We start from the raw sequence: 19,474 nt of genomic DNA, 5'->3' as shown, positions 1-19,474 counted from the left end.
AGTAGGGTGGAGCACGTCGAGGTCTTTCGGGATGGCGAGCGTGAAGAACTTCCATCATCCGGGAGACCTCGACCCCTACCCGGCCACCGACGCGCTCAACCGACTACACCCTCGTTCGTGAAGAGCCGCATTTCCTTTCCCCAAGTCTCTCTATGCGGTCGAGGACTGCATCAAGTTCTTCGTCGCGGAGAAGCCCGGGGCGGTCATTCTCGACTTCTTCTCCGGCTCCGGAACCACTGCACATGCCGTCATGCGTCTGAACAAGCAGGACGGCGGGCGTCGTCAGTGCATCTCCGTGACGAACAACGAGGTGTCCGCCGAGGAGCAGAAGGGCCTGTGGAAGAAGGGGCTTCGTCCCGGGGATGCGGAGTGGGAGCAGTGGGGCATCTGCGACTACGTCACCAAGCCCCGCGTGACCGCTGCGATCATCGGTAGGACTCCGGCCGGGGACCCGATCAAGGGCGAGTACAAGTTCACTGACGAGTTCCCCATGGCCGAGGGCTTCGAGGAGAACGCGGCGTTCTTCACTCTGACCTATGAGGCGCCCCGGCAGGTGCGTCGCAACCGTGCCTTCGCTCGGGTCGCGCCGATGCTCTGGCTCAAGGCCGGCTCTCGCGGTCGGATCATCTCCAGCCTTCCGGAACAAGGCTGGGATGTGGCTCAGGCCTACGGGGTGCTCGAGGACATGGACCATGCCCCCGAGTTTTTGGCCGCTCTGGAGGCTGACCCCCAGGTGGGGATGGCGTTCATCGTGACCGACTCCGAGGCGGCCTTCCAGTCCGTGGCCCGGCAGCTGCCTGGACACACCACGCCGGTGCGCCTGTACGAGTCCTACCTGCACAACTTCCAGATCAACCGGAGGGCCTGACCCCCATGCGTTACACCCTCAAGGACTACCAGGCCCAAGCCGTCGAGCAGGTCCTGAACCGGCTGCATCGGGCCAGGAAGAACTACCAGGACGACGGGGTCCTGTCCCAGTTTTCCCTGGCCGCGGCCACCGGGGCTGGCAAGACGGTGATGGCCGCGGCCATCATCGAGGCCCTGTTCTTCGGTTCCGACCAGTACACCGAGGACATCGCCCCCGATCCTGGGGCCACTGTGCTCTGGTTCTCCGATGACCCGGACCTGAATGATCAGTCCCGCGCCCGGATCCACGCCGCATCCTCCGAGCTCGACGGTCGGCTGCGCACCGTGGAGAACTCCTTCGCCGAGACCACCTTCGCCCCCGGCCAGGTGTACTTCCTCAACGCCCAGAAGCTGCGCGACGGGGCCCGCCTGGTGCGCGGTACCCAGGACCCCGCCAACGCCGCCACCCCGGTGATGGCCGCCCCCGACATGGCCCAGCGGACCATCTACGACGTCATCGCCAACACCGTGGCCACCCCCGGACGAACCCTGTACTTCATCCTGGACGAGGCCCACCGGGGCATGAAGACCACCAAGAAGAACGACCAGGAACGGGCCACCATCGTCCAGCGCCTGATCAACGGCACCGCCCTGGCCCCGGCCATGCCGATCGTGCTCGGGATCTCCGCCACCGTAGAACGCTTCACCCAGGCCATGGCCCACGCCACCGACCGGGACGCACTCTCCCCCGTGCAGGTCGACCCCGCGCTCGTGCAGGCCTCCGGGCTACTCAAGGACGATGTGGTCCTCACCATCCCCGAGAAAGCCGGCGCCTTCGACACCACGCTGTTGCGCGAGGCCGTGGCCCGCACGAAGGCTTCCACCAGAGCCTGGGCCGCCTATGCCGCCGAGCAGGGCGAACCGAACCCGGTGGTGCCGCTACTGGTCGTGCAGGTCGCAGACAAACCCAGCGACGAGCACCTCTCGCGAATCCTGGATGTCATCCACCAGGAGTGGCCCGAGCTACGGCCCCAGGACATCGCCCACGTCTTCGGCACCCACACCGACCGCCACCTGCCCGGCCAGATCGTCAACTACATCGCCCCACAGCGCGTGCAGGAAACCACGCACATCCGGGTGCTGCTGGCCATGGAGGCGATCTCCACCGGATGGGACTGCCCCAGGGCGGAAGTGCTGATGTCCTTCCGCACCTACAAGGACGCCACCTACGTCCACCAGCTGCTGGGCCGGATGGTCCGCACCCCCCTGGCCCGACGCATCCCAGGCAACGAGGTGCTCAACTCCATCGACTGCTTCCTGCCCCACTTCGACAAGACCACCTCCACCGCCATCGCCCAAACCTTGATGCGCGGACAGTCCGACATGGACGACACCACTTCCGACCCCGCCGGCGCAGCCGCCCGGCGGGTGCTGTTCGACCCGGTCACCCTGACACCGAACCCGGCGATGGGAGAAGACGTGTGGGCGGTGTTCGACGCCCTGCCCTCCATGAACATCCCCCAGGGCGCCACCAAACCCCTCAAGCGCCTGGACATCCTGGCCAACGCCCTCTCCCACGACGAGCTGCTGCCCGGGGCGGTCAAGACCGCCGCGCACACAATGTGCAAGCTCCTGGACGGATGCAGGGTCCAGTACTCCGAGCAGATCGCCGCGGCCCGCCAGGATGTGCTCACCCTGTCGGCCCAACGGCTGACCGGCCGACTGGGAACCACAACCCTGAGCACCACCAGCCTGGAACTGCTGGCCGATGACCGGGCCATCGAGGAGGCCGCGGCCGCGGCGGCTCGCACCCTCACCGGCTGGATCGCCGGGGCCTACATCGATCACATCGTCCCCGAGGACGAAGAGGATCTCGACCTGCGCGAAGGAGACATCATCATCGCCTCCCTGGCCCGCACCTCCGAGGTCGTCGCCGACCTGGAGGCCAAGGCCGACAAGCTCGTGCAGGACTGGCTGAGCCAGTACCGCGTGCAGATCAACGGCCTGACCGATGAGCGCCAGGCAGTGTACGACCGGGTGCGGGAGATGGCCCGTCGGCCTGAACGTGTGGACCTGACCCGCCCGAAGCTGACCCAGGCCGACCAGCAGGAACGCCTCCCTGATGGCAGCGAGCGTCCTCTGCAGAGACGCACCCTGCATTTGATGGCCGCCGAGGACGGCACCGCACCTGTGGATCTGAACGCCTGGGAGCAGCAGGTGCTGGACTCCGAAGCAGCCGAGCCCTCCTTCCGGGGTTGGTACCGCAACCCCTCCCGGGCCTCCAAGCAGTCTTTTGCGATCCCGTTCCAGGACGGCACCGGCCAGTGGCAGGCGCTACGACCGGACTTCCTCTTCTTCCACGCCAACCAGGACGGCACGATCCGCGCGGACATCGTGGACCCCCACGGCACGCACCTGGCCGACGCCTTGCCCAAACTGCGGGGCCTGGCCGAGTACGCCCAGGCCCACGGGGATGCCTTCGGCCGGATCGAAGCCGTCGCGCAGATCGACGGCCAGCTGCGGGTGCTGGACATGAAGAACGACGTCGTCCAGGCCGGCGTCCACGCAGCCCAAGACGCTGAATCCCTGTACAAGGCCGCGCCCGCGTACTAAAGCAGAAACCCAGGTGGTGTCGGAGGCCGAGGATGGGGTTCAGTCTGAGGCTTGCCGGCGCAACGAGGTGTACAGGGTCTGCCGGCTCACCCCGAACGTGCGCGCCACTTCGGCCTTCGGGAGCCCCATCTGAATCATCACGCGCGCCTGCTCCACGTCGGTGTCCGAGAGCTTCGGGGCCTGGACGTACTTGCCGCGGGCCTTGGCTAGGGCGATGCCTTCGGCCTGACGCTCCTTGATCCGCCGGCGCTCGAACTCAGCGAACGCCGCCAGGATGCCCAGCATGAGCCCATCCACCGGGGAGGTGCCGGACTTGTCCACGGTGATCCGCTCGGACACGAACTGGACCGCGCACCCCTTGTCGGTGAGCTCGTCCACGATCGCGTAGAGGTCCCGGGTGTCCCGGCCGAGCCGGTCCATCGAGGCGACCTTCACCAGGTCCCCCTCGCGGACGTACTTCATCAGCCCAGCCAACCCGGTGCGCTTAGCTCGGGAGCTGCCGGAGATCTTGTCTTCGAAGATCCGGTCGCACTCCCCCACCGCCTCGAGCTGACGATCCAGGTTCTGCTCGGCCGAGCTGACCCGCACATAGGCCACAGTCTGTCCAACCACGTCTTAGACCCTCCGACACTTCTGTCTAACGGCCTGGTTTGGGACCGTCTCTGACGTGATGGTCTCGTGGGCGGGCAGGGCGTGTAAAGGGGTATACCTGCGTGGACGCCGCCTCCGCGCGGTCTGCGTGCTCGTTCGCCTCGGTCTGCGCGGGGACCACTGTGACCACTGCGGCGTTCGCCGCCGTCCTTCTCGCCGGATGCTCGACGGCCGCCGACTCGGCCGCCTCGTCGGAAGCGCCGGCCGACAGCCCCTCCGCCACCGCGATGGCCTCCGCCACCGCGACCGCCTCCGCTGAGACGGCAGCTCTCACGACGGCGTCCTCGCCGCTGGGCGAGATCATCACGGACGAGACCGGCTACACCGTCTACACGTTCATGAAGGACACGCAGAACTCGGGCAGCAGCAGCTGCTACGACGAGTGCGCCACGACCTGGCCGGCCGTGTCGGCGTCCAGCACGACCGCCGCCGACGGGATCACCGGAGAGGTCGGCTCGATCACGCGCACCGACGGGACGACCCAGCTGACCGTCGACGGATGGCCGGTCTACCGGTTCGCGAAGGACACCGCGCCGGGCCAGGTCAACGGGCAGGGTGTGAAGGACGCCTGGTACGTCCTCCTCCCTGACGGCACGATGAACAAGGAAGCCGCGGCCATGAGCACCGCCACCCCGGCGTCCTGATGCGACGGCGACCCGTCCCCGCACGCAGCGAAGCGCATCGTCCGGACGGGTCGCCGGTTCTCAACAGGCAAGGACGGAAGGGATGACCGGCAGTGATCGCAGCAACCGTGATGAGGGAGCGCGCCGTGGCGCTTCGAGGCGGTGAGCGTTGTGCCCCGCCCCGTCGATGAGCTCCTGGCGGCGTTGTACGAGAGTCACGGCCCGGCCTTGCGGCGCTTCGTGCAGAACCTCACTCGGAACGCGGCGCTGACGGAGGACGTCGTGCAGGAGACGATGGTCCGGGCCTGGCAGCGCCCGCAGGTCCTCGAACGCGACGCCGACGCCGCTCGCGCGTGGCTGTTCACCGTCGCCCGCAACCTCGTCATCGACGACGCCCGATCCGCTCGGAGCCGACGCGAAGTGCCGACGAAGGACGAGGACGGCGGCGGCGCCGTCCCCGATCGCACCGACGCAGTCCTGGACAGCATCCTCGTCGCCGACGCTCTCGCATCGCTGTCGGTGGAGCATCGTCAGATCGTGGTGGACGCGTACTTCCTCGGACACACCGTCCCCGAGATTGCCCGCCGGCACTCCATCCCCGAGGGAACAGCGAAATCTCGATTGCACTACGGACTGCGCGGACTGCGACTGGCTCTGCAGGAAAGGGGCGTCACCCGATGAACGACCACCACGGAAGCTCTGCGACGGAGGACGAGTATCGCGACTGGGACGCGTCCTACGTCCTCGGCGCTCTCCCCGCGGATCAGCGACTCGAGTACGAGCAGCACCTCAGCGGCTGCGCGGCCTGCCGCGCGGCCGTGGCAGAGCTGGCAGGACTGCCCGGCATCGTCGGTCGCCTCTCCGTCGAGGACGCTCTCGCCATCAGCCCATCGGACGACGGCGAGGAGGCGCCGCCGTCGATGGCGACGCTGCCCGCCATCGCCCACCGTGTCCGGACGCGCCGACGTCGGCGCCGGCTGGTGACGTCCCTCGCCGTCGCGGCCGCCGTCACCGCCTCCGTCCTCGGAGGCGTCGCTCTCGGCACGGGCATCGCGGGTGCTCCCGTGGCGAGCGAGGCGACCCTCGAACCGATGGACCCGATCGCGGCCGATCCCGCTCTCGCTGCGGACATCCAGGTCGAGGGGAAGCCGTGGGGCACCCGGCTGGAGTGGAGCTGCACCTACAGTGGTGATGCGCCCGCCGACGCGGAGTACGAACTCGTGATCACCCGCACAGACGGCAGCACGATCACCGTCGCCACCTGGACGGCGGCCGGGCAGCGCGCCGTCGACCTGGTGGCGTCCACGGGCATCGCCCGGTCGGAGATCACCGGCGTCGACATCAGGGTCCGCGGCACGAACTCCCCCCTCGTCCGCACCGACATCTGAGACACCGCCCACCCGCAGGAGACACCGGCACTGCCCGCGGTGCCGCGGACACAGGACAGGAGCAGACCATGAGCACCGAGACCACACCGCTGCACATCACCCGCGAGGGCCCGAGAAGCTTCATCGGCCGCAACGCGCGAGGAGCCGAGGTCCGCATCGGCGGGTCGGACGCCGACGGCGTGTTCTCGCCCGGCGAGCTGCTGCACCTCGCCCTCGCCGCCTGCGGCATGCTCTCCTCGGACCACATCCTCGCCAGCCGGCTCGGAGCCGACTTCGAAGCGACCACCGACATCACCGCGACCAAGCCCGAGGGTGAGGACCGCTACGACTCGATCACCGCCGTGATCCGCGCCGACCTGTCGGCGCTCGATCCCGAGCGGATCGCCTCACTGTCCGAACGCACCCACCGGGCCGTGGATCGCCAGTGCACCGTCGGCCACACGCTCGAGCACGGCGCGGCGTACACCGTCGACGTCGTGGACGACCCGGCCGCTCCCGTCAGCGGTCCGAGGACGGGGACCGTCTGAGATCAGCGCCTCATCGGTCACGACGACCGGTGCCGACCGAGCCGCGGACGTCTCCCTTCAGTGCCGTCAGTCTGCGATTCGCCGACCGGATCCGAGACGATTCGCGAGGCGGAGCGCGTTCACGGAGCGGAGGTGCTGGTCGGCGCGGTGACGTCCGTTGGCCGGTGAGGGGTGCGGTGCCGCGAGTACGGGGACGACACGGGGATCATCGTGCAGGGTCAGATAGCGCATGACCCCGTCGAGCGCCACGGTCCCGTAGGTGACGACGGCGCCGAGCGCGGGCAGCAGCTCCAGCAGCTCACCGAGCGCGAGCCGACCCTCCTCGATGTCCGCGGGGCGGACGCGGCCAGGGATCTCCCACGGGATGAGGTTCCATCGGAGGTAGTGGTCGCGGGAGAGTCCGGACTCGATTCGGGCCGCCCGGAACGCGGCGGCGGTGGGCCCGAGGTTGTCCTCGCTGCAGACGGCAGCGGATCCCGCGGCGATCGTCCGAGGGCCGGGTGACTGCATCAGCACCAGGACGCGACTGGCGGTGCCGCCGGAGCAGGGATCGAAGCCCGGAACGAAGCGTCCGGTCGCGTCCGCGGTACTCCGCCAGGTCTCGGCGAGGGCGTTCAGGCTTCGGACATCCACGATGGTCCTCGATCCCGGTCAGGCCGGCCGCGGTGGTGCGAGCAGGGTTCCGCGGATCACGGAACCGTGGAACGTGCGGGCGGCGACGATGATCCACGCGGCGACCAGGCCGACGTAGTAGAGCACCGCGAGGCCGGCGACAACCGTGAGACCGGAGTGCAGGGCGAGGCCGTTCAGTCCGGTGACGCAGGTGCCGACGGGGAACGTGAACGACCACCACGTCAGGCTGAACGGCAGGTGCTCCTTCGCGGTGCGGAGGGTGATCGCGAGGGCGATGACGGTCCAGAGCAGTGCGAAGCCGAGCATCGCGAAGCCGTACACCAGAGCCACGACCAGCAGCGCACGCGCCATGCCGGCGTCCACGACGGTGGGCGCGTTCGAGGCGAGCAGATTCACGGCGGTGATCGACTGTCCGACCGGACCGAGGACGATCCACAGCGTCGGCACCATCCCCGCCGCTCCGACCTTGTGCTGCGCGAGCCGGTTCCAGATCAGGGTGATCACCACCAGCGACGCGACCAGGCTGAGGCCGAAGAAGCCGTAGCAGGACCACAGGAGCGTCTCCCGCGCTTGCCCGGCGGGCGCGTACGGCAGCAGCAGTGCGCCGGTGGAAGCGGACACCATCGGCGGAACGATCGGCATCAGCCAGCCGCCGAACGCCGAATCGGGCTTGTTCTCATGCCGGGTGAACGCGAGGTAGGGCACCAGGACCGCCGTCACCAGCCCGCCGAGAGTCCCCGCGCCCCAGAGCACCCAGTCGATGGTGACAGCGGCGGGCAGGCCGATCCAGTCCTTGCCGAGGAGGAGGGTTCCCGCGCCGACAGTGAGAAACGCCATGGGCGGCGCGCCGTAGAAGTGCGAGAGCACGGGATTCAGGTGGTGCCTCACCGCTGTACCGCGGTAGCGGACCCAGTGCAGCCCGGTCGCGACCGTCAGCGCGGCGATCGCCCAGACGACGGTGGCCCCGGTGCGGAGTCCGGGGAACTGGAGTGGCAGGGACGCGGCGGCGACCGCGACGATGCCGGTGCCCATGATCGACGCGAACCAGTTCGGCGTCAGGTTCGACACGATCAGTCCCGGATGCTCCAACTCCCGGAACAAGCGCCTCGACCGCGGAGGATGCCCGATCGAGGAAGATGCGCGGGCGGGGGAGAAAGTTGTCATGCCTCCAGCCTGAGCATCGCCGGCACCAGCCGATACAGCGATCGTCTTGGCGGGGCACAATGAGTGCTTGTGGCGACGCGGCGATTGACGGACCGGATCCTGGATCTCGACACGCTGGAGGTGCTCGAGCGCATCGCCGAGGCGGGCTCGCTCTCCCGCGCTGCCGAAGACCTCGGCGTCACCCAGCAGGCCGTCTCGGCGCGTCTGCGGGTCGCGGAGCGCGCCATCGGGCAGCCGCTCGTGCGCCGCTCTCCGACCGGGTCCCTGATGACCGACGCGGGCCGGCTCGTGCTCGAGCTGGCCGGCCCGGTCCTCGAGGCGTCCCGCCGCCTCGAGGCGGGCGCGGCAGCACTGCGACAGCCGACCGGCTCACTGGTTCTCGCGGCGTCGCAGACCATCGCCGAACTGCTGCTCCCACGCTGGCTCCTCGAATTCCGACAGCGCACACCCGAGGTGAGTGTGCAGCTGATCGCCGGCAATTCAGCCACGGTCACAGAGCTCGTGAGATCCGGTGCCGCGCAACTCGGATTCGTCGAGACACCAGCGTCCACGGCCACGCTCTCCTCTGACGTGGTCACGGAGGACGAACTCGCTGTCGTCGTGGCACCCGACCACCCCTGGGCACGCGCGGCGAGTATCAGCGCCGAGGACTTGGCCGGCACCGCACTGCTGACACGAGAGGAAGGCTCCGGCACCCGGACGACCCTCGAAGCATGGCTCCACGACGCCGGGCTCGCACTCACGACTCCCGCCGCGATCCTTGAAACGACGGCGATCATCCGAGCGAACGCCCGCGCCGGCATCGCGCCCGCAGTCATGAGCATCCTCACCGTCGAAACAGATCTCGCCGCGCGCTCACTGATACGAGTGCCCCTCCGCGGACCAGCACTCGTGCGACCCCTCCGCGCCATCTGGTCCGATCGCATCGGGTCGTCCGCGGCGGCGTTCCTGGAGATCGCGCACGAGATGCGCTGACCGGTGCACGGCTCGTCGCAACGCCGATCACGCCAGCGGCCGTGTCTGCTCGAGCTGCAGCGATCTGGTCAATCTGCACACGGCGGCACGGACGTCATTTCGCGGTGATGGCGAAGAGCCCGCCGATGCCGACGGTGTAGAGCGCGAGCACGATCAACGAGTCGATTCCCATTCCGGCGATGCGGCGGGTGGGTCGGAAGATCAGTCCGACGATGTAGACGAGGGTGAGCAGGGCGGCGAGAGCGGTGAGGTAGATGTCGGACGAGTTCGCCTGCGGGAGGACTGCGGTGCCGGAGAGGACGGTGGCGACGAGGAACAGGACGGGGAGGAAGGCGTTGCCGCCGAAGATGTCGCTGATGGCGAGGTTGTTGTCGCCCTGCTTGATGGCTTGCAGCCCGGTTGAGATCTCGGGGAGGGAGGTGGCGAGAGCGAGCACGGTGGCTCCGAACAGCACCCCTGAGAGACCGAGCTGCGAGGATGCCGCGTCACCGGCGCGCTCGAGCACGACACCGGCGAGGAGGGTCGCCGCTGCGGAGATCGTGAACACGATGGTGGCCTTGCGTGTGCTCATCGGGTGCGTCTTCTTCTTCGCGGGGGATGCTGTCGCGTCGGGGGCCCGCCCGTCCTCGTGCCAGGGGAGGTGCTTGCCGGAGCGTTGCACGAGCAGCAGCCCCACGACCCAGGGTCAAGCCCCTCGTGATGGTGTAGCGGTCTGATCCTTCATGGGGGTCAGGCGCTGAGGCCGAGGGTGAGTTCGGTGTCGGGGTCCACCTCGTCTCCGGTGTTGGTCACGGTGGTGTGCCTGCAGCGGGCCAGGACTTCGAGACCGAGGTAGCGTCGACCCTCGGCCCATTCATCGGTCTGCTCGGCCAGCACCGCACCCACTAGCCTGACGATGGCCGCCCGGTTGGGGAAGATGCCCACCGCGTCGGTGCGACGGCGGATCTCCCGGTTGAGCCGCTCGGCCGGGTTGTTCGACCAGACCTGCGTCCAGACGTCCTTCGGGAACGTGGTGAAGGCCAGGATGTCCGCCCGGGCGGCGTCGAGGTGCTCAGCCACGGTGGGCAGCTTCTCGCTCACGTAGTCCAGGAGCCGGTCGAACTGCGCGTGCACGCTGGCCGCATCGGGCTGGTCATAGACCGAGTGCAGCATGGCTTTCACGGCCGGCCACATGTTCTTCGGGGTGATGCCCATCAGGTTCGCCGCGTAATGGGTGCGGCAGCGCTGCCACGTCGCTCCGGGCAGGTTCGCCGCGATGGCGTCCTTGAGTCCGGTGTGGGCGTCAGAAGTGAAGCGTCCCGGGTTTCGTGCCGCTCCTATGTGGGTGCCAGCTCTCGGTTGAGGGCGGCGTAGTAGGCAGTCTCGTACTGGGCCGGGGTGGTCATAGCCAGGGACGAGTGGAGCCTTCGATTGTTGTACCACTCGACCCATCCGGCGGTGGCGTACTCGACGTCGGCGATGGTCTTGTACGGGCCGTTGTGGAAGATCGTGGTGATGATGCGCTCGGTCTTGTACAAACCGATGACGCATTCCATGAGCGCGTTGTCATACGCATCGGCGACGGTCCCGATGGACGCGGCGATGCCCTCGGCGGCCAGGTGCTCGGCGAAGCGAAGGCTCGTGTACTGCGACCCGGCATCGCTGTGCGCGATCAGCTCGCCGGGCTGCACAGGGTGCCCGTGCCGGTCACGGTCCCACAACGCGATCCGCAGCGGGGTCAGGACCAGCGGGGTCGTCTTGGCCGTCGCGGCATGCCAGGCGAGGATTCTCTGCGAGTAGCAGTCCAGCACGAACGCGACGTATACGAAGCCCGCCCACGTGCGCACATAGGTGAAGTCCGCGACCCACTTCGTGTTCGGCGCGGCCGCGGTGAAGTCTCGATTGAGCAGGTCACCGGCACGGCAGCCGTCCTTGGCCGGGACGGTGGTGCGCACTGGCCTGCCTCGACGCACACCGTTCATCCCCGCAACCCGCATGAGCCGGTCCACACGACCGGCGCCGACCTGGTGACCTTCTCGACGCAGCCACGCGGTCATCTTCCGACGCCCGTACAGCCCTTCCGGGGTGCCGACAAGGTCGTGCAGGACGTTGAGCAGGACCGCGTCGGACGTGTCACGAGCCGACGCGCTGCGGCGGCGCCACGCCCGGTAGGTGCGTGCGGCGATCTGACAGCCCTCCTGACGGAGCACCCTGCAGATCGACTCGACCGCATGCCCCTTGGCGCGCATCTGATCGATGAATCCCATGATCATCGGTTGCGGGGGTCGAGCTCCCCCGCGAAGAAAATCGAGGCCTTGCGCAGGATCTCGTTGTCCTCCCGCAATCGCTTGACCTCGCCGCGCAGGCGCTTGAGCTCGGCCAGGTCATCGCTGGTCGGCCCGTCCTTGAGGCCGGCGTCGACGCGGTGCTGACAGACCCAGCGGCGCAAGGTCTCGCGCCCCACGTCGACCTTCGGCGACACCAAAGCCACGGCCTTCGTGACTGACCCGGCTTCCTCGACACGGTCCAGGACCATCCGCACCGCGCGGTCCTTCACCTCGGGATCGAACTTCTTCGGCATGAACAACATCCTCTCGAACTCGAAAGGAAGCGGCATCACACCCGGGACGCTTCAAAGTGCACGCGGCGGCAACCACCACCCTGAGCATCGAGCAGTTCGGTTCCACCCGGTCCATCAACGCCGCCTCCGCGGCGGCCATTGCCATGCATGCCTGGATCCGCCGGCACGCCTTCGGGCAAGTGCTGCGCTAACCATCCGACAGGTCGGCGTGGGAGGAGCAGGTCCTCCCGACCCGGGTCGGCTCACGGTCCCCGCGCGAGGATGTCCCGCGTTCCAGGGTGATGATGTCGCGCAGGAAGGACGTGAGCAGCAACGCCAAGCTGAGTGCCAGGATGATGCAGGCTCCCGTGAGGGGAACCACGGGGACCAGCGCCACCACCAGGACCACCGCCTGTATCGCTGCGACGACCCGGCGGAATTGGCTGAAATCCAGGGGCTCCCGCCATGCGGGCCGGAACCACGACAGGACGACGAAGGCATATCGCATCAGGCCGATGGCCAGGACCCAGGGGCCGATGGTGAAGGCCAGGGGCACCGTGAGCACCAGCAGCAAGGCGGCGTCGGTTTCCATGTCCAGACGCGACCCCTGGGCCGAGGCGGTGCCGGTGTGCCGGGCCACCCTGCCGTCGACGGCGTCCAGCAGGACGGCGGGTGCCGCCAACAGGACCAGCCACCAGGAACGATGCGGAGCCGTGTCGAGGGCGGCCAGCATGACGATCGTCGCGCAACCGCCGCCGAGCACCGCCCGGCTTAGGGTGACACGGTCGGCCAGGGTGGAGAACAGGGGGTTGCGCCGCACCATGGTCACCACGGCGACCGAGACCAGGGTCAAGCCGCTGGCGATGGCGGCGACGCTGCCCCAGGCAGACGTCTTGCCGAAGTGGACGAGCGTGACGCCCAGCCCCACGGAGCCCACGACGGTGCAGAGTACATCGACCATCGCCTGTCGCCGGAACGGCGTCGTCGGATGGCGCATCAGATTCCTCGGTGATCGGGGGTATCTCCTGGCGAGTCTACCGACGCCCAGCCCGCCCCAGGCCTCGCGGGTGCGTCCGGGGCCGGAGCCGTCCGGTATCCGGGCATAATCGGAGCATGGATTCACCGCAGTCGATGGACAGCACCGCCTATTGGACAACGGCACCCGGCGCCGGGGAATTCCGACGCGCCCGGCTGCGGCCTCCGGGGGTGGGAGAAGCGCTGGTGCGCAGCCTCTACTCCGGGGTGAGCCGGGGGACCGAGATGCTGGTGTACCGCGGAGAAGTGCCTCCGGAGGTCGCCGGACGGATGCGCGCCCCGTTCCAAGAGGGGGAGTTTCCCTTTCCGGTGAAGTACGGATACCTCTCCGTCGGGGTCGTCGAACAGGGGCCGGACGATCTTCTCGGACGTCGGACTTTCTGCCTGTATCCCCACCAGGACCGGTACGTTGTCCCCGTCGACGCGTTGACGGTGATCCCCGACGACGTCCCCAGCAGGCGTGCCGTCCTGGCCGGGCCCGTGGAAACGGCATTGAACGCGCTGTGGGATGCCCCACCGTGCATCGGCGACCGTATCGCGGTCATCGGTGGCGGGATGATCGGTGCTTCGCTGGCTGTGTTGCTGAGCCGCTTCCCCCTGGGCCGACTTCAGCTGGTCGACACAGATCCGGTGAAGCGGGACATGGCCCGGGCCATGGGCATCGAGGCCGTGGAACCGGAGGCATTGCAGGCAGAATGCGACATCATCTACCACGCCTCCACCACCGAAGCGGGGCTGGCCCAGGGGCTGGAACGACTGGGCGACGAGGGAGAGCTCGTCGAACTTTCGTGGTTCGGCTCCCATGTTCCGGCAGTCCCCCTCGGCACCAGCTTCCACGCTCGCCGGCTGCGGATCACCGCCAGCCAGGTCTCCACCATCGGTCGTGCCCGCCGTTACCGGCGGACCCACGCCGCGCGCATGGACCTGGTCATGCACATGCTCCAGGACCCGGTGTTCGATGCCCTGATCAGTGGGGAGTCCGGCTTCGCGGACTTGCCCGGTGCCATCGCCGGCCTCGCACAGGGGGAGTTGCCGACGCTTTGCCGGGCCATCCGCTATCCCGATCCCGGCCCGCGTGGTTAGGCTCGGAACATGTATCGATTGACCGTCCGCGACCACGTCATGATCGCGCATAGCCTTCCTGACCCGTTCTTCGGCCCTGCCCAGGCCCTTCATGGTGCGACCCTGGTGGTGGAGGTGACCTGGCGCCGTAGGGAGCTCGGTCCACAGTCCGTCGTCATGGATATAGGGGCCGCAACATCCATGCTTTCCGAGGTGCTCGAGCCCTTGCGCTACACAAACCTGGATGAACACCCTGCCTTCGCCGGTCGGCTGAGCACCACTGAAGCCATCGCCGGGCACATCAGCGATGAGCTGCGCCGCCACTTCGACACCACGGAGTTCGCCGGAATGGAAGTCTTGCTGCGGGAGCATCCCGATGCGTGGGCAGCGCATGATGTCGACTTCGCATGAACCGCTGGCAACGACGTTCATCATCCCGACGGGGCTGCCTGGTCCTAGCGGCGGAAGCCGCTACAACAAGGCGCTAATCCGAGCCCTCGAGGCCGCGGGGTGCTCCGTGTCCGTCTGCGGGGTCCCCGGCCCGTGGCCCCGGCCCGAGGCGCGGGACCTTGAACGGCTCCGCGCGGCCTTGGCAGGCCGGGAGCAAGTGGTCGTTGACGGCCTGATCGCGTCGTCGGCCCCCGACGAGATCCAGGCCGCCGCCGCGTCGGGAACGCGGGTGCACGTCCTCTTCCACCTGTCGCTGCTCGTTGATGGCGCCGTGCCGCCCGATGGCAGCGGGCGGGCGGCAGCCCTGGAACGACGGGCCCTGCAGTCGGCACACACCGTGATCTGCACGAGTAACTGGGCCGCACGAGACGTCGTGAACCGTTACGGCCCGCTCCCGACCCGTGTGGTGTCCCCCGGCACCGATCAGGCCCCGCTGGCCGTCGGGAGCGCCCCGCCCCAGCTGCTGCTGCTGGCATCGGTCACGCCGCGCAAGAACCAACTGGCCATCCTGCGGGCCCTGGCGGCACTCACCGAACTGGACTGGCAGGCACTGCTGGTCGGCCCCGATGCCGCCGATCCCGACTACGCCCAGCGCGTGCGATTATTCGCCGAGGCCGCCTTCCCTCCCGGCCGGGTCCAGGTCCTCGGTTCCCGGACCGGTCCGGGACTAGAGCGCATCTGGTCCGCGAGCGACCTGTTGCTTCTCGTCTCCCGGGCGGAGACCTTCGGAATGGTCGTGACGGAGGCCGTGGCCCGAGGCATCCCCGCGATCGTCGGTGCCGGCACCGGAGCGGAAGAGGCGCTCGCCCTTGGCCCACACGCACCTCCCGGAATTGCAGTGGCCCCTGATGACACCGCCGCACTGGAGGAGGCACTGCGTGGTTGGCTGAGCGATCCCGCGCAACGGGCGGCTTGGCGCCGGTCGGCCGAGGGTGCGCGCGGTATGCTGCCCACATGGGACGACTCGGCAGACCTGATGCTGCGGATCCTCACGCCGTGAAACGACCCGAACGCCCGATCTCCAGTGATTGGCTGGACCTGAGGCGCCCTGCCGACGAACGGGCACGCGCCGGCTCAGCCCCCCTGCTCGATGCGCTCGCCGAACACTTCACGGAAACCGGCGCAGACAGCCCCGTGGACGTCATCGACGTCGGCGCCGGCACCGGTGCCAACCCGGCCTGGCTGGCACCGCGCCTGCGGTTCAGCCAGCAGTGGACGCTGCTGGACCACGACGCGGACCTGCTGGAACTCGTCCCCTCCCAGCTGCAGGATGCGCGGGTGCGACACGTCAGGCGGGTCACTGCCGGGATCGAGGATCTCGGGAGCCTGGACGAGGCGGAGCAGGACCGGTGCCTGATCACTTGCTCGGCGGTGCTTGATTTGCTCACCATGGACCAGCTAGCCGGTTTCTGCGATTTTCTGGCCGAGCGGCGCATGCCGGCCCTGCTCAGCCTCAGCGTCACCGGCGACGTGGTCCTGGATCCCGGCCACTGGGCGGACGCCCAGATCACCCGGGCCTTCAACCAGCACCAACGACGCGGGTCGCTGGCCGGGCCCGACGCCGTCGGGTATGCCGCCGGCCGGCTCCGTGCCGATGGCATGCGTGTGGAGGTCGCGGAATCGCCCTGGAAGCTGGGCCCCGCCGATGACGTACTGCTGCGCCGCTACCTGCACGACCGGGCGCAGGCCGTCATCGAAGGCGCGCCGGACATGGGGGACGTCGTGGATTCCTGGTTGGCCGAGCACTTGGGGCAATCGGACGAGGGCAGGCTGCACGTGGAGGTGCGCCACCGCGAGCTCCTCTGCCTGCCGCCAGGATGATCGGCCACGCGCCATGAACCGCAGGGCACTGCTCCTGGCCCTGCTGCAAGTCGCCGTCGCCGCGGGAATCCTCGGATGGGTGGTCCTGCTCTTCGGCACGGGCCCCTTTGTCGCGGCTGTTCGCGTCCTCACCTGGCCGGGAGTCGTCGGAGCCCTGGTCCTGGGTTCCATCGGTGTGCTGGTGCAGGCCCAACGGTGGAGGCTGATTGCCCGGAGGCATGGCATCGAATTGGGATGGCGCGCGGCCGCCGAGCGGTGCTGGCAGGCCGCGTTCATCAACTCGGTCCTGCCTGGGGGGCTGGCGGGAGATGTCGTCCGGGCAGCCGAACAGCGCCCCGTCGGCGCCGGCCGGCGACGCGACATGGTCAAGCGCAGTCTCGGCGTCGTGGCCGCCGAGCGGTTGGCGGGCACCTCGGTGGTCTTCCTCGCCGCAGGTTTCGCACTGCTGGCCGTTCGCCCCGGCCTGGGTGGGCTTGGCCTGCTCGTGGCCGCTGTCGCAGCGACGGCGGCCTGGCCGTGGTTGCGGCGCCTCGGAGTACGGGACATCGGGCTGGTGTGGGGGCTATCGGCTGTCGGCTGGTGCTCGTTCGCCGGATTGTTCCTGCTGGCTTGCCTTGCCGTGTCTCCCGACCTGCCGCCGGCGCAGATCCCCTACCTGGCAGCGGTCACCCTGGCCGGAATGTCCATTCCACTCAACGTGGCCGGATGGGGGCCTCGTGAAGGCGCCGCGGCGTTGGGGTTCATGGCCTGGGGCCATGCGGCGCAGCAGGGCGTGGAAGTGTCGATCGCCTACGGAATCCTGGCGCTGGTGTCAGTCCTGCCCGGTGGGCTGGTTCTCCTGGTCCGCACGGTGCAGGGCAGCCGGCGACGCCGGCTTGGCGGCGGAGAAATCGAACTCGGTGCACACGTCATCGCCCAGGACGAAGCGGCGCACGGGGGCGGAGAGGGCTCCGGAAAGAGCGTCGGCCCCGTCGAAACGAATCCCGGGGACCCCGTCTCCCACCAATAGCGGTGCGCTGGTCAGGTAGAGGCGGTCCAGGACGCCGGCATGCAGGAACCCGGACACGGTCAGGCCGCCGCCTTCGATGAGCACGCGGCCCAAACCTTGATCAGCCAGGTATTGGAGGATGGCGGCCGGTTCGAAGCCCGTCGAGGTCTCCAGCCGGTGCACGCTCACATGGGGGGCCAGCGATGCGGGCACCGACGCGTCGGAGCCGACCAGCCACAATGTCCGGCTCCGTGGGTCGGTGAGGACCTTGGCCGTCAGCGGGATGCGCGCATGTGGATCGACGACGACGCGCGCGGGGTCAGCGCCGTTGACCGCACGGACCGTGAGCTGGCAGTCATCTGCCGCCACGGTCTGGGCGCCGACCAGCACTGCATCAACCAGGGCCCGCAACCGGTGCAAGTGCTCCCGGTCCGCTTCCCCGGTGACGAAGCAGGCATCGCCGGTGCGCGAGGCGATGAATCCGTCAAGGCTTTGACCCAGCTGCCCGATCACGAGGCGGGGTCCGGCTTCGACCAGCGGACCGTAGCGCAGCACGAGGGCCTCTTCCTGCGGGGTCAGGGGACCTGTTGGCACCCGAGCGCCGGCCAGCAGGTCCCACGCGTTGCGTTCGGGCGGCAGGTCATGGCGCATCCGGGCCCGCTTCGTCGAGAGATACCGCGAGTTCTCCGGCCGGTCGGCAACGTTCAACCGCACCCGTGCCTCGACGTGGATGCCCAATGCTTCCAGGGCTTCCTGTTTCGCGGGGTTCGAGGAGAGCAACCGGATCTTCCCGACCCCCAGTTCACGCAGTATCTGCGCGCTCTGATCGTAATCGCGGGCGTCGGCCGGCAAACCCAAATGCGTGTTCGCGTCCACGGTGTCGATGCCGGAGTCCTGGAGGGCGTAGGCCCTCAGCTTGTCCAGGAGCCCGATGCCGCGTCCCTCATGGCCGCGAATGTAGATGAGCACCCCGCGCCCCGCAGCGCCGATGGCCTGCAGGGCTGCGTCCAGCTGCTCGCCGCAATCGCACCGGTAGGATCCCAGGGCGTCGCCGGTGAGGCATTCGGAATGCAATCTCACCAATGGGAGCTCGCCGTCGTCTGCCGCCACGTCGCCCAAGGTGAGGGCCACATGATCCGTGCCGCGGCCATCCCGGTAGCCCAGCAGGGCGAAGTCCCCATGCCGCGTGGGGAGGTGGGTGGCCACGACCCGGGTGACATCTGGCGATTCCTCGGAGGTCCTGAATTCGAGAGACATGGCCCCAGCCTATGTGCATGGTGCTTCACGGCCACGTCGGCGCGCATTTACGTTCGGTAGACCTGGACGATCGAGGGCCGGGGCCCGCGCACTTCGCCGTCGCCCGGGCGGGCCTCGGAGGGAACGTAGTCGGGGAACGCGGAGCGGATATCCGTGTAGGAACCCTCCTCACCGGGGTGCTGGACGGCCACGAAGACCATCGCTTCGTCGTCGTGGATGACCGGCCCGCAGGTCTCGGCATCCCGGGGAACCGAAAGGAACTGTGCCACCTGGCCGCGATTGCGGCCCTCGACGGCGACTGAAGCGCCCTGGGTTTCGTTCCGAGGTCAGGACGCAACGGGCGCTGAATCCTGGTCGTGAGTGTAGGCCGCCTCGACCTCCACTGGAGTGCGGTAGCCGAGCGCTTCGTGGAGACGCTGCGTGTTCCACCAGTGCACCCACCCCATGGTGGCCAGCTCGACCGCCTCGACGGACTCCCAGATCCGCTTGGAGTGGATGAGCTCGGCCTTGTAGAGCCCGTTCACGGTCTCGGCCAGGGCGTTGTCGTAAGAGTCGCCCACGGTGCCTACCGAAGCCGTCACCCCGGCGGTGATGAGCGCGTCCGAGTACGCCAAGCTGACGTACTGGGCGGGTTCAACCGGTCGTTGCAACACCGTGCGTTGAGAGCGAGCTTAGCTGCTCGGCGAAGACCTCCGCGGGCGTCTTCCAGTCCAGGACCTTCCGGGGCCTGTTGTTCAGCGTGTACGCGACTGCTGCGAGGTCCTCGGCCGACCACCTCGACAGGTCCGTGCCCTTGGGGAAGTACTGCCGCAGCACCCCGTTCGTGTTCTCGTTCGTCGGCCGCTGCCACGGCGAGTGGGGGTCAGCGAAGAACACCTTCGTGCCCGTGGCCATCGTGAACT

General features: G+C 68.5%; 18 protein-coding genes, 6 pseudogenes and 1 other annotated feature. Of the genes and pseudogenes, 13 read left to right on the top strand and 11 right to left on the bottom strand.

Annotated elements, in window-relative coordinates:
* Positions 1-139: 139 nt before the first annotated feature.
* Both MA879_RS11260 and MA879_RS11255 read left to right on the top strand, forming a co-directional pair.
* Positions 140-868, top strand: a pseudogene (locus MA879_RS11260) (DNA methyltransferase); the annotation flags it as partial.
* A gap of 5 nt (positions 869-873) precedes the next feature.
* The gene (locus MA879_RS11255) at positions 874-3,459 is read left to right on the top strand and encodes a DEAD/DEAH box helicase (protein ID WP_248126457.1); all 2,586 of its coding nucleotides are present in this window, start codon (positions 874-876) and stop codon (positions 3,457-3,459) included.
* 39 nt (positions 3,460-3,498) lie between these two features.
* On the opposite strand, the gene MA879_RS11250 is transcribed toward MA879_RS11255, so the two are convergent.
* A complete protein-coding gene (locus MA879_RS11250; protein WP_248126454.1) occupies positions 3,499-4,071 on the bottom strand; it encodes a recombinase family protein in 573 nt (190 codons plus the stop codon).
* A 161-nt stretch (positions 4,072-4,232) separates the two neighbouring features.
* Here MA879_RS11250 and MA879_RS11245 point away from each other — a divergent pair, with 161 nt between their 5' ends.
* The 4 genes from MA879_RS11245 (at position 4,233) to MA879_RS11230 (ending at position 6,648) form a co-directional block, all read left to right on the top strand.
* Positions 4,233-4,754 (top strand): COG4315 family predicted lipoprotein, encoded by a 522-nt coding sequence (locus MA879_RS11245; RefSeq protein ID WP_248126450.1) that lies wholly within the window; start codon positions 4,233-4,235, stop codon positions 4,752-4,754.
* A gap of 150 nt (positions 4,755-4,904) precedes the next feature.
* A complete protein-coding gene (locus MA879_RS11240) occupies positions 4,905-5,414 on the top strand; it encodes a sigma-70 family RNA polymerase sigma factor (RefSeq protein ID WP_248126448.1) in 510 nt (169 codons plus the stop codon).
* Positions 5,411-6,121, top strand: a complete 711-nt coding sequence (locus tag MA879_RS11235; protein ID WP_248126445.1) for an anti-sigma factor family protein — start codon at positions 5,411-5,413, stop codon at positions 6,119-6,121. The genes MA879_RS11240 and MA879_RS11235 overlap by 4 nt, the downstream gene beginning before the upstream one ends.
* A gap of 68 nt (positions 6,122-6,189) precedes the next feature.
* Complete coding sequence (locus MA879_RS11230; RefSeq protein WP_248126442.1) at positions 6,190-6,648, top strand: OsmC family protein; 459 nt, start codon at positions 6,190-6,192, stop codon at positions 6,646-6,648.
* Between the two features lie 66 nt (positions 6,649-6,714).
* On the opposite strand, the gene MA879_RS11225 is transcribed toward MA879_RS11230, so the two are convergent.
* Together MA879_RS11225 and MA879_RS11220 are read right to left on the bottom strand one after the other, a co-directional pair.
* Positions 6,715-7,281 (bottom strand): uracil-DNA glycosylase family protein, encoded by a 567-nt coding sequence (locus MA879_RS11225; RefSeq protein WP_235576811.1) that lies wholly within the window; start codon positions 7,279-7,281, stop codon positions 6,715-6,717.
* 18 nt (positions 7,282-7,299) lie between these two features.
* Positions 7,300-8,349 (bottom strand): TDT family transporter, encoded by a 1,050-nt coding sequence (locus MA879_RS11220; protein ID WP_248126439.1) that lies wholly within the window; start codon positions 8,347-8,349, stop codon positions 7,300-7,302.
* Between the two features lie 165 nt (positions 8,350-8,514).
* On the opposite strand from MA879_RS11220, the gene MA879_RS11215 reads away from it, so the two are divergent.
* On the top strand, positions 8,515-9,420 hold the full coding sequence (locus MA879_RS11215; RefSeq protein ID WP_020624524.1) for a LysR family transcriptional regulator: 906 nt from the start codon (positions 8,515-8,517) through the stop codon (positions 9,418-9,420).
* A gap of 94 nt (positions 9,421-9,514) precedes the next feature.
* On the opposite strand, the gene MA879_RS11210 is transcribed toward MA879_RS11215, so the two are convergent.
* The 3 genes and pseudogenes from MA879_RS11210 to MA879_RS11200 all read right to left on the bottom strand — a co-directional run bounded on the left by MA879_RS11210 (position 9,515) and on the right by MA879_RS11200 (position 11,980).
* On the bottom strand, positions 9,515-10,096 hold the full coding sequence (locus tag MA879_RS11210; RefSeq protein ID WP_248126436.1) for a hypothetical protein: 582 nt from the start codon (positions 10,094-10,096) through the stop codon (positions 9,515-9,517).
* Positions 10,097-10,149: 53 nt separating this feature from the next.
* Positions 10,150-10,710 (bottom strand): annotated as a pseudogene (locus MA879_RS11205) (transposase); the annotation flags it as partial.
* Between the two features lie 26 nt (positions 10,711-10,736).
* A protein-coding gene (locus MA879_RS11200; RefSeq protein ID WP_248126433.1) for an IS3 family transposase occupies positions 10,737-11,980 on the bottom strand; the annotation gives its coding sequence in 2 pieces (ribosomal slippage) (positions 10,737-11,707 and positions 11,707-11,980; 1,245 coding nt in all).
* Positions 11,577-11,711 (bottom strand) — a sequence feature (AL1L pseudoknot). (Overlaps the previous gene by 135 nt.)
* Positions 11,981-12,033: 53 nt before the next feature.
* On the opposite strand from MA879_RS11200, the pseudogene MA879_RS11195 reads away from it, so the two are divergent.
* Positions 12,034-12,171, top strand: a pseudogene (locus MA879_RS11195) (rRNA methyltransferase); the annotation flags it as partial.
* On the opposite strand, the gene MA879_RS11190 reads toward MA879_RS11195, so the two are convergent.
* A complete protein-coding gene (locus MA879_RS11190) occupies positions 12,168-12,956 on the bottom strand; it encodes a CDP-alcohol phosphatidyltransferase family protein (protein WP_020628162.1) in 789 nt (262 codons plus the stop codon). The pseudogene MA879_RS11195 and the gene MA879_RS11190 sit on opposite strands and share 4 nt — an antisense overlap.
* 116 nt (positions 12,957-13,072) lie before the next feature.
* Between MA879_RS11190 and MA879_RS11185 the strand changes: the two genes are divergently transcribed.
* The 5 genes and pseudogenes from MA879_RS11185 to MA879_RS12745 form a co-directional block, all read left to right on the top strand.
* Complete coding sequence (locus MA879_RS11185; RefSeq protein WP_063188800.1) at positions 13,073-14,077, top strand: zinc-dependent alcohol dehydrogenase; 1,005 nt, start codon at positions 13,073-13,075, stop codon at positions 14,075-14,077.
* A 9-nt stretch (positions 14,078-14,086) separates the two neighbouring features.
* A complete protein-coding gene (locus tag MA879_RS11180) occupies positions 14,087-14,467 on the top strand; it encodes a 6-pyruvoyl trahydropterin synthase family protein (protein ID WP_020621494.1) in 381 nt (126 codons plus the stop codon).
* Positions 14,364-15,506, top strand: coding sequence for a glycosyltransferase family 4 protein (locus tag MA879_RS11175; protein ID WP_335342057.1), 1,143 nt, complete (start codon positions 14,364-14,366; stop codon positions 15,504-15,506). The genes MA879_RS11180 and MA879_RS11175 overlap by 104 nt, the downstream gene beginning before the upstream one ends.
* Positions 15,503-16,327, top strand: coding sequence for a class I SAM-dependent methyltransferase (locus MA879_RS11170; RefSeq protein WP_020621496.1), 825 nt, complete (start codon positions 15,503-15,505; stop codon positions 16,325-16,327). The genes MA879_RS11175 and MA879_RS11170 overlap by 4 nt, the downstream gene beginning before the upstream one ends.
* 13 nt (positions 16,328-16,340) lie before the next feature.
* Positions 16,341-17,090, top strand: a pseudogene (locus MA879_RS12745) (lysylphosphatidylglycerol synthase transmembrane domain-containing protein); the annotation flags it as partial.
* A gap of 48 nt (positions 17,091-17,138) precedes the next feature.
* Here the strand turns inward: MA879_RS12745 and ribA are convergent.
* From ribA to MA879_RS11145, 4 genes and pseudogenes are all read right to left on the bottom strand, one after another.
* The gene (gene ribA, locus MA879_RS11160) at positions 17,139-18,572 is read right to left on the bottom strand and encodes a GTP cyclohydrolase II (RefSeq protein ID WP_020621497.1); all 1,434 of its coding nucleotides are present in this window, start codon (positions 18,570-18,572) and stop codon (positions 17,139-17,141) included.
* Positions 18,573-18,619: 47 nt separating this feature from the next.
* Positions 18,620-18,871: pseudogene (locus tag MA879_RS11155) on the bottom strand (alkaline phosphatase PhoX); the annotation flags it as partial.
* Positions 18,872-18,898: 27 nt separating this feature from the next.
* Positions 18,899-19,201: pseudogene (locus tag MA879_RS11150) on the bottom strand (integrase core domain-containing protein); the annotation flags it as partial.
* Between the two features lie 4 nt (positions 19,202-19,205).
* Positions 19,206-19,474 (bottom strand): IS30 family transposase (locus MA879_RS11145; RefSeq protein WP_248126430.1); only part of this gene is annotated, 269 nt, incomplete at its 5' end.

Origin of the sequence: Micrococcus lacusdianchii, assembly GCF_023155805.1 — a bacterium.
Taxonomy (GTDB): domain Bacteria; phylum Actinomycetota; class Actinomycetes; order Actinomycetales; family Micrococcaceae; genus Micrococcus; species Micrococcus lacusdianchii.
Note: the sequence above shows the minus strand (reverse complement) of the source record. Positions and strands in the feature narration are given on the sequence as shown.

Excerpts from the sequence above, each read along its gene's own strand:
- MA879_RS11180 (WP_020621494.1), top strand. The coding sequence starts at position 14,087 with ATGTATCGATTGACCGTCCGCGACCACGTCATGATCGCGCATAGCCTT.
- MA879_RS11175 (WP_335342057.1), top strand. The coding sequence starts at position 14,364 with ATGAGCTGCGCCGCCACTTCGACACCACGGAGTTCGCCGGAATGGAAG.
- MA879_RS11230 (WP_248126442.1), top strand. The coding sequence starts at position 6,190 with ATGAGCACCGAGACCACACCGCTGCACATCACCCGCGAGGGCCCGAGA.
- MA879_RS11185 (WP_063188800.1), top strand. The coding sequence starts at position 13,073 with ATGGATTCACCGCAGTCGATGGACAGCACCGCCTATTGGACAACGGCA.
- MA879_RS11190 (WP_020628162.1), bottom strand. The coding sequence starts at position 12,956 with ATGCGCCATCCGACGACGCCGTTCCGGCGACAGGCGATGGTCGATGTA.
- MA879_RS11235 (WP_248126445.1), top strand. The coding sequence starts at position 5,411 with ATGAACGACCACCACGGAAGCTCTGCGACGGAGGACGAGTATCGCGAC.
- ribA (WP_020621497.1), bottom strand. The coding sequence starts at position 18,572 with ATGTCTCTCGAATTCAGGACCTCCGAGGAATCGCCAGATGTCACCCGG.
- MA879_RS11255 (WP_248126457.1), top strand. The coding sequence starts at position 874 with ATGCGTTACACCCTCAAGGACTACCAGGCCCAAGCCGTCGAGCAGGTC.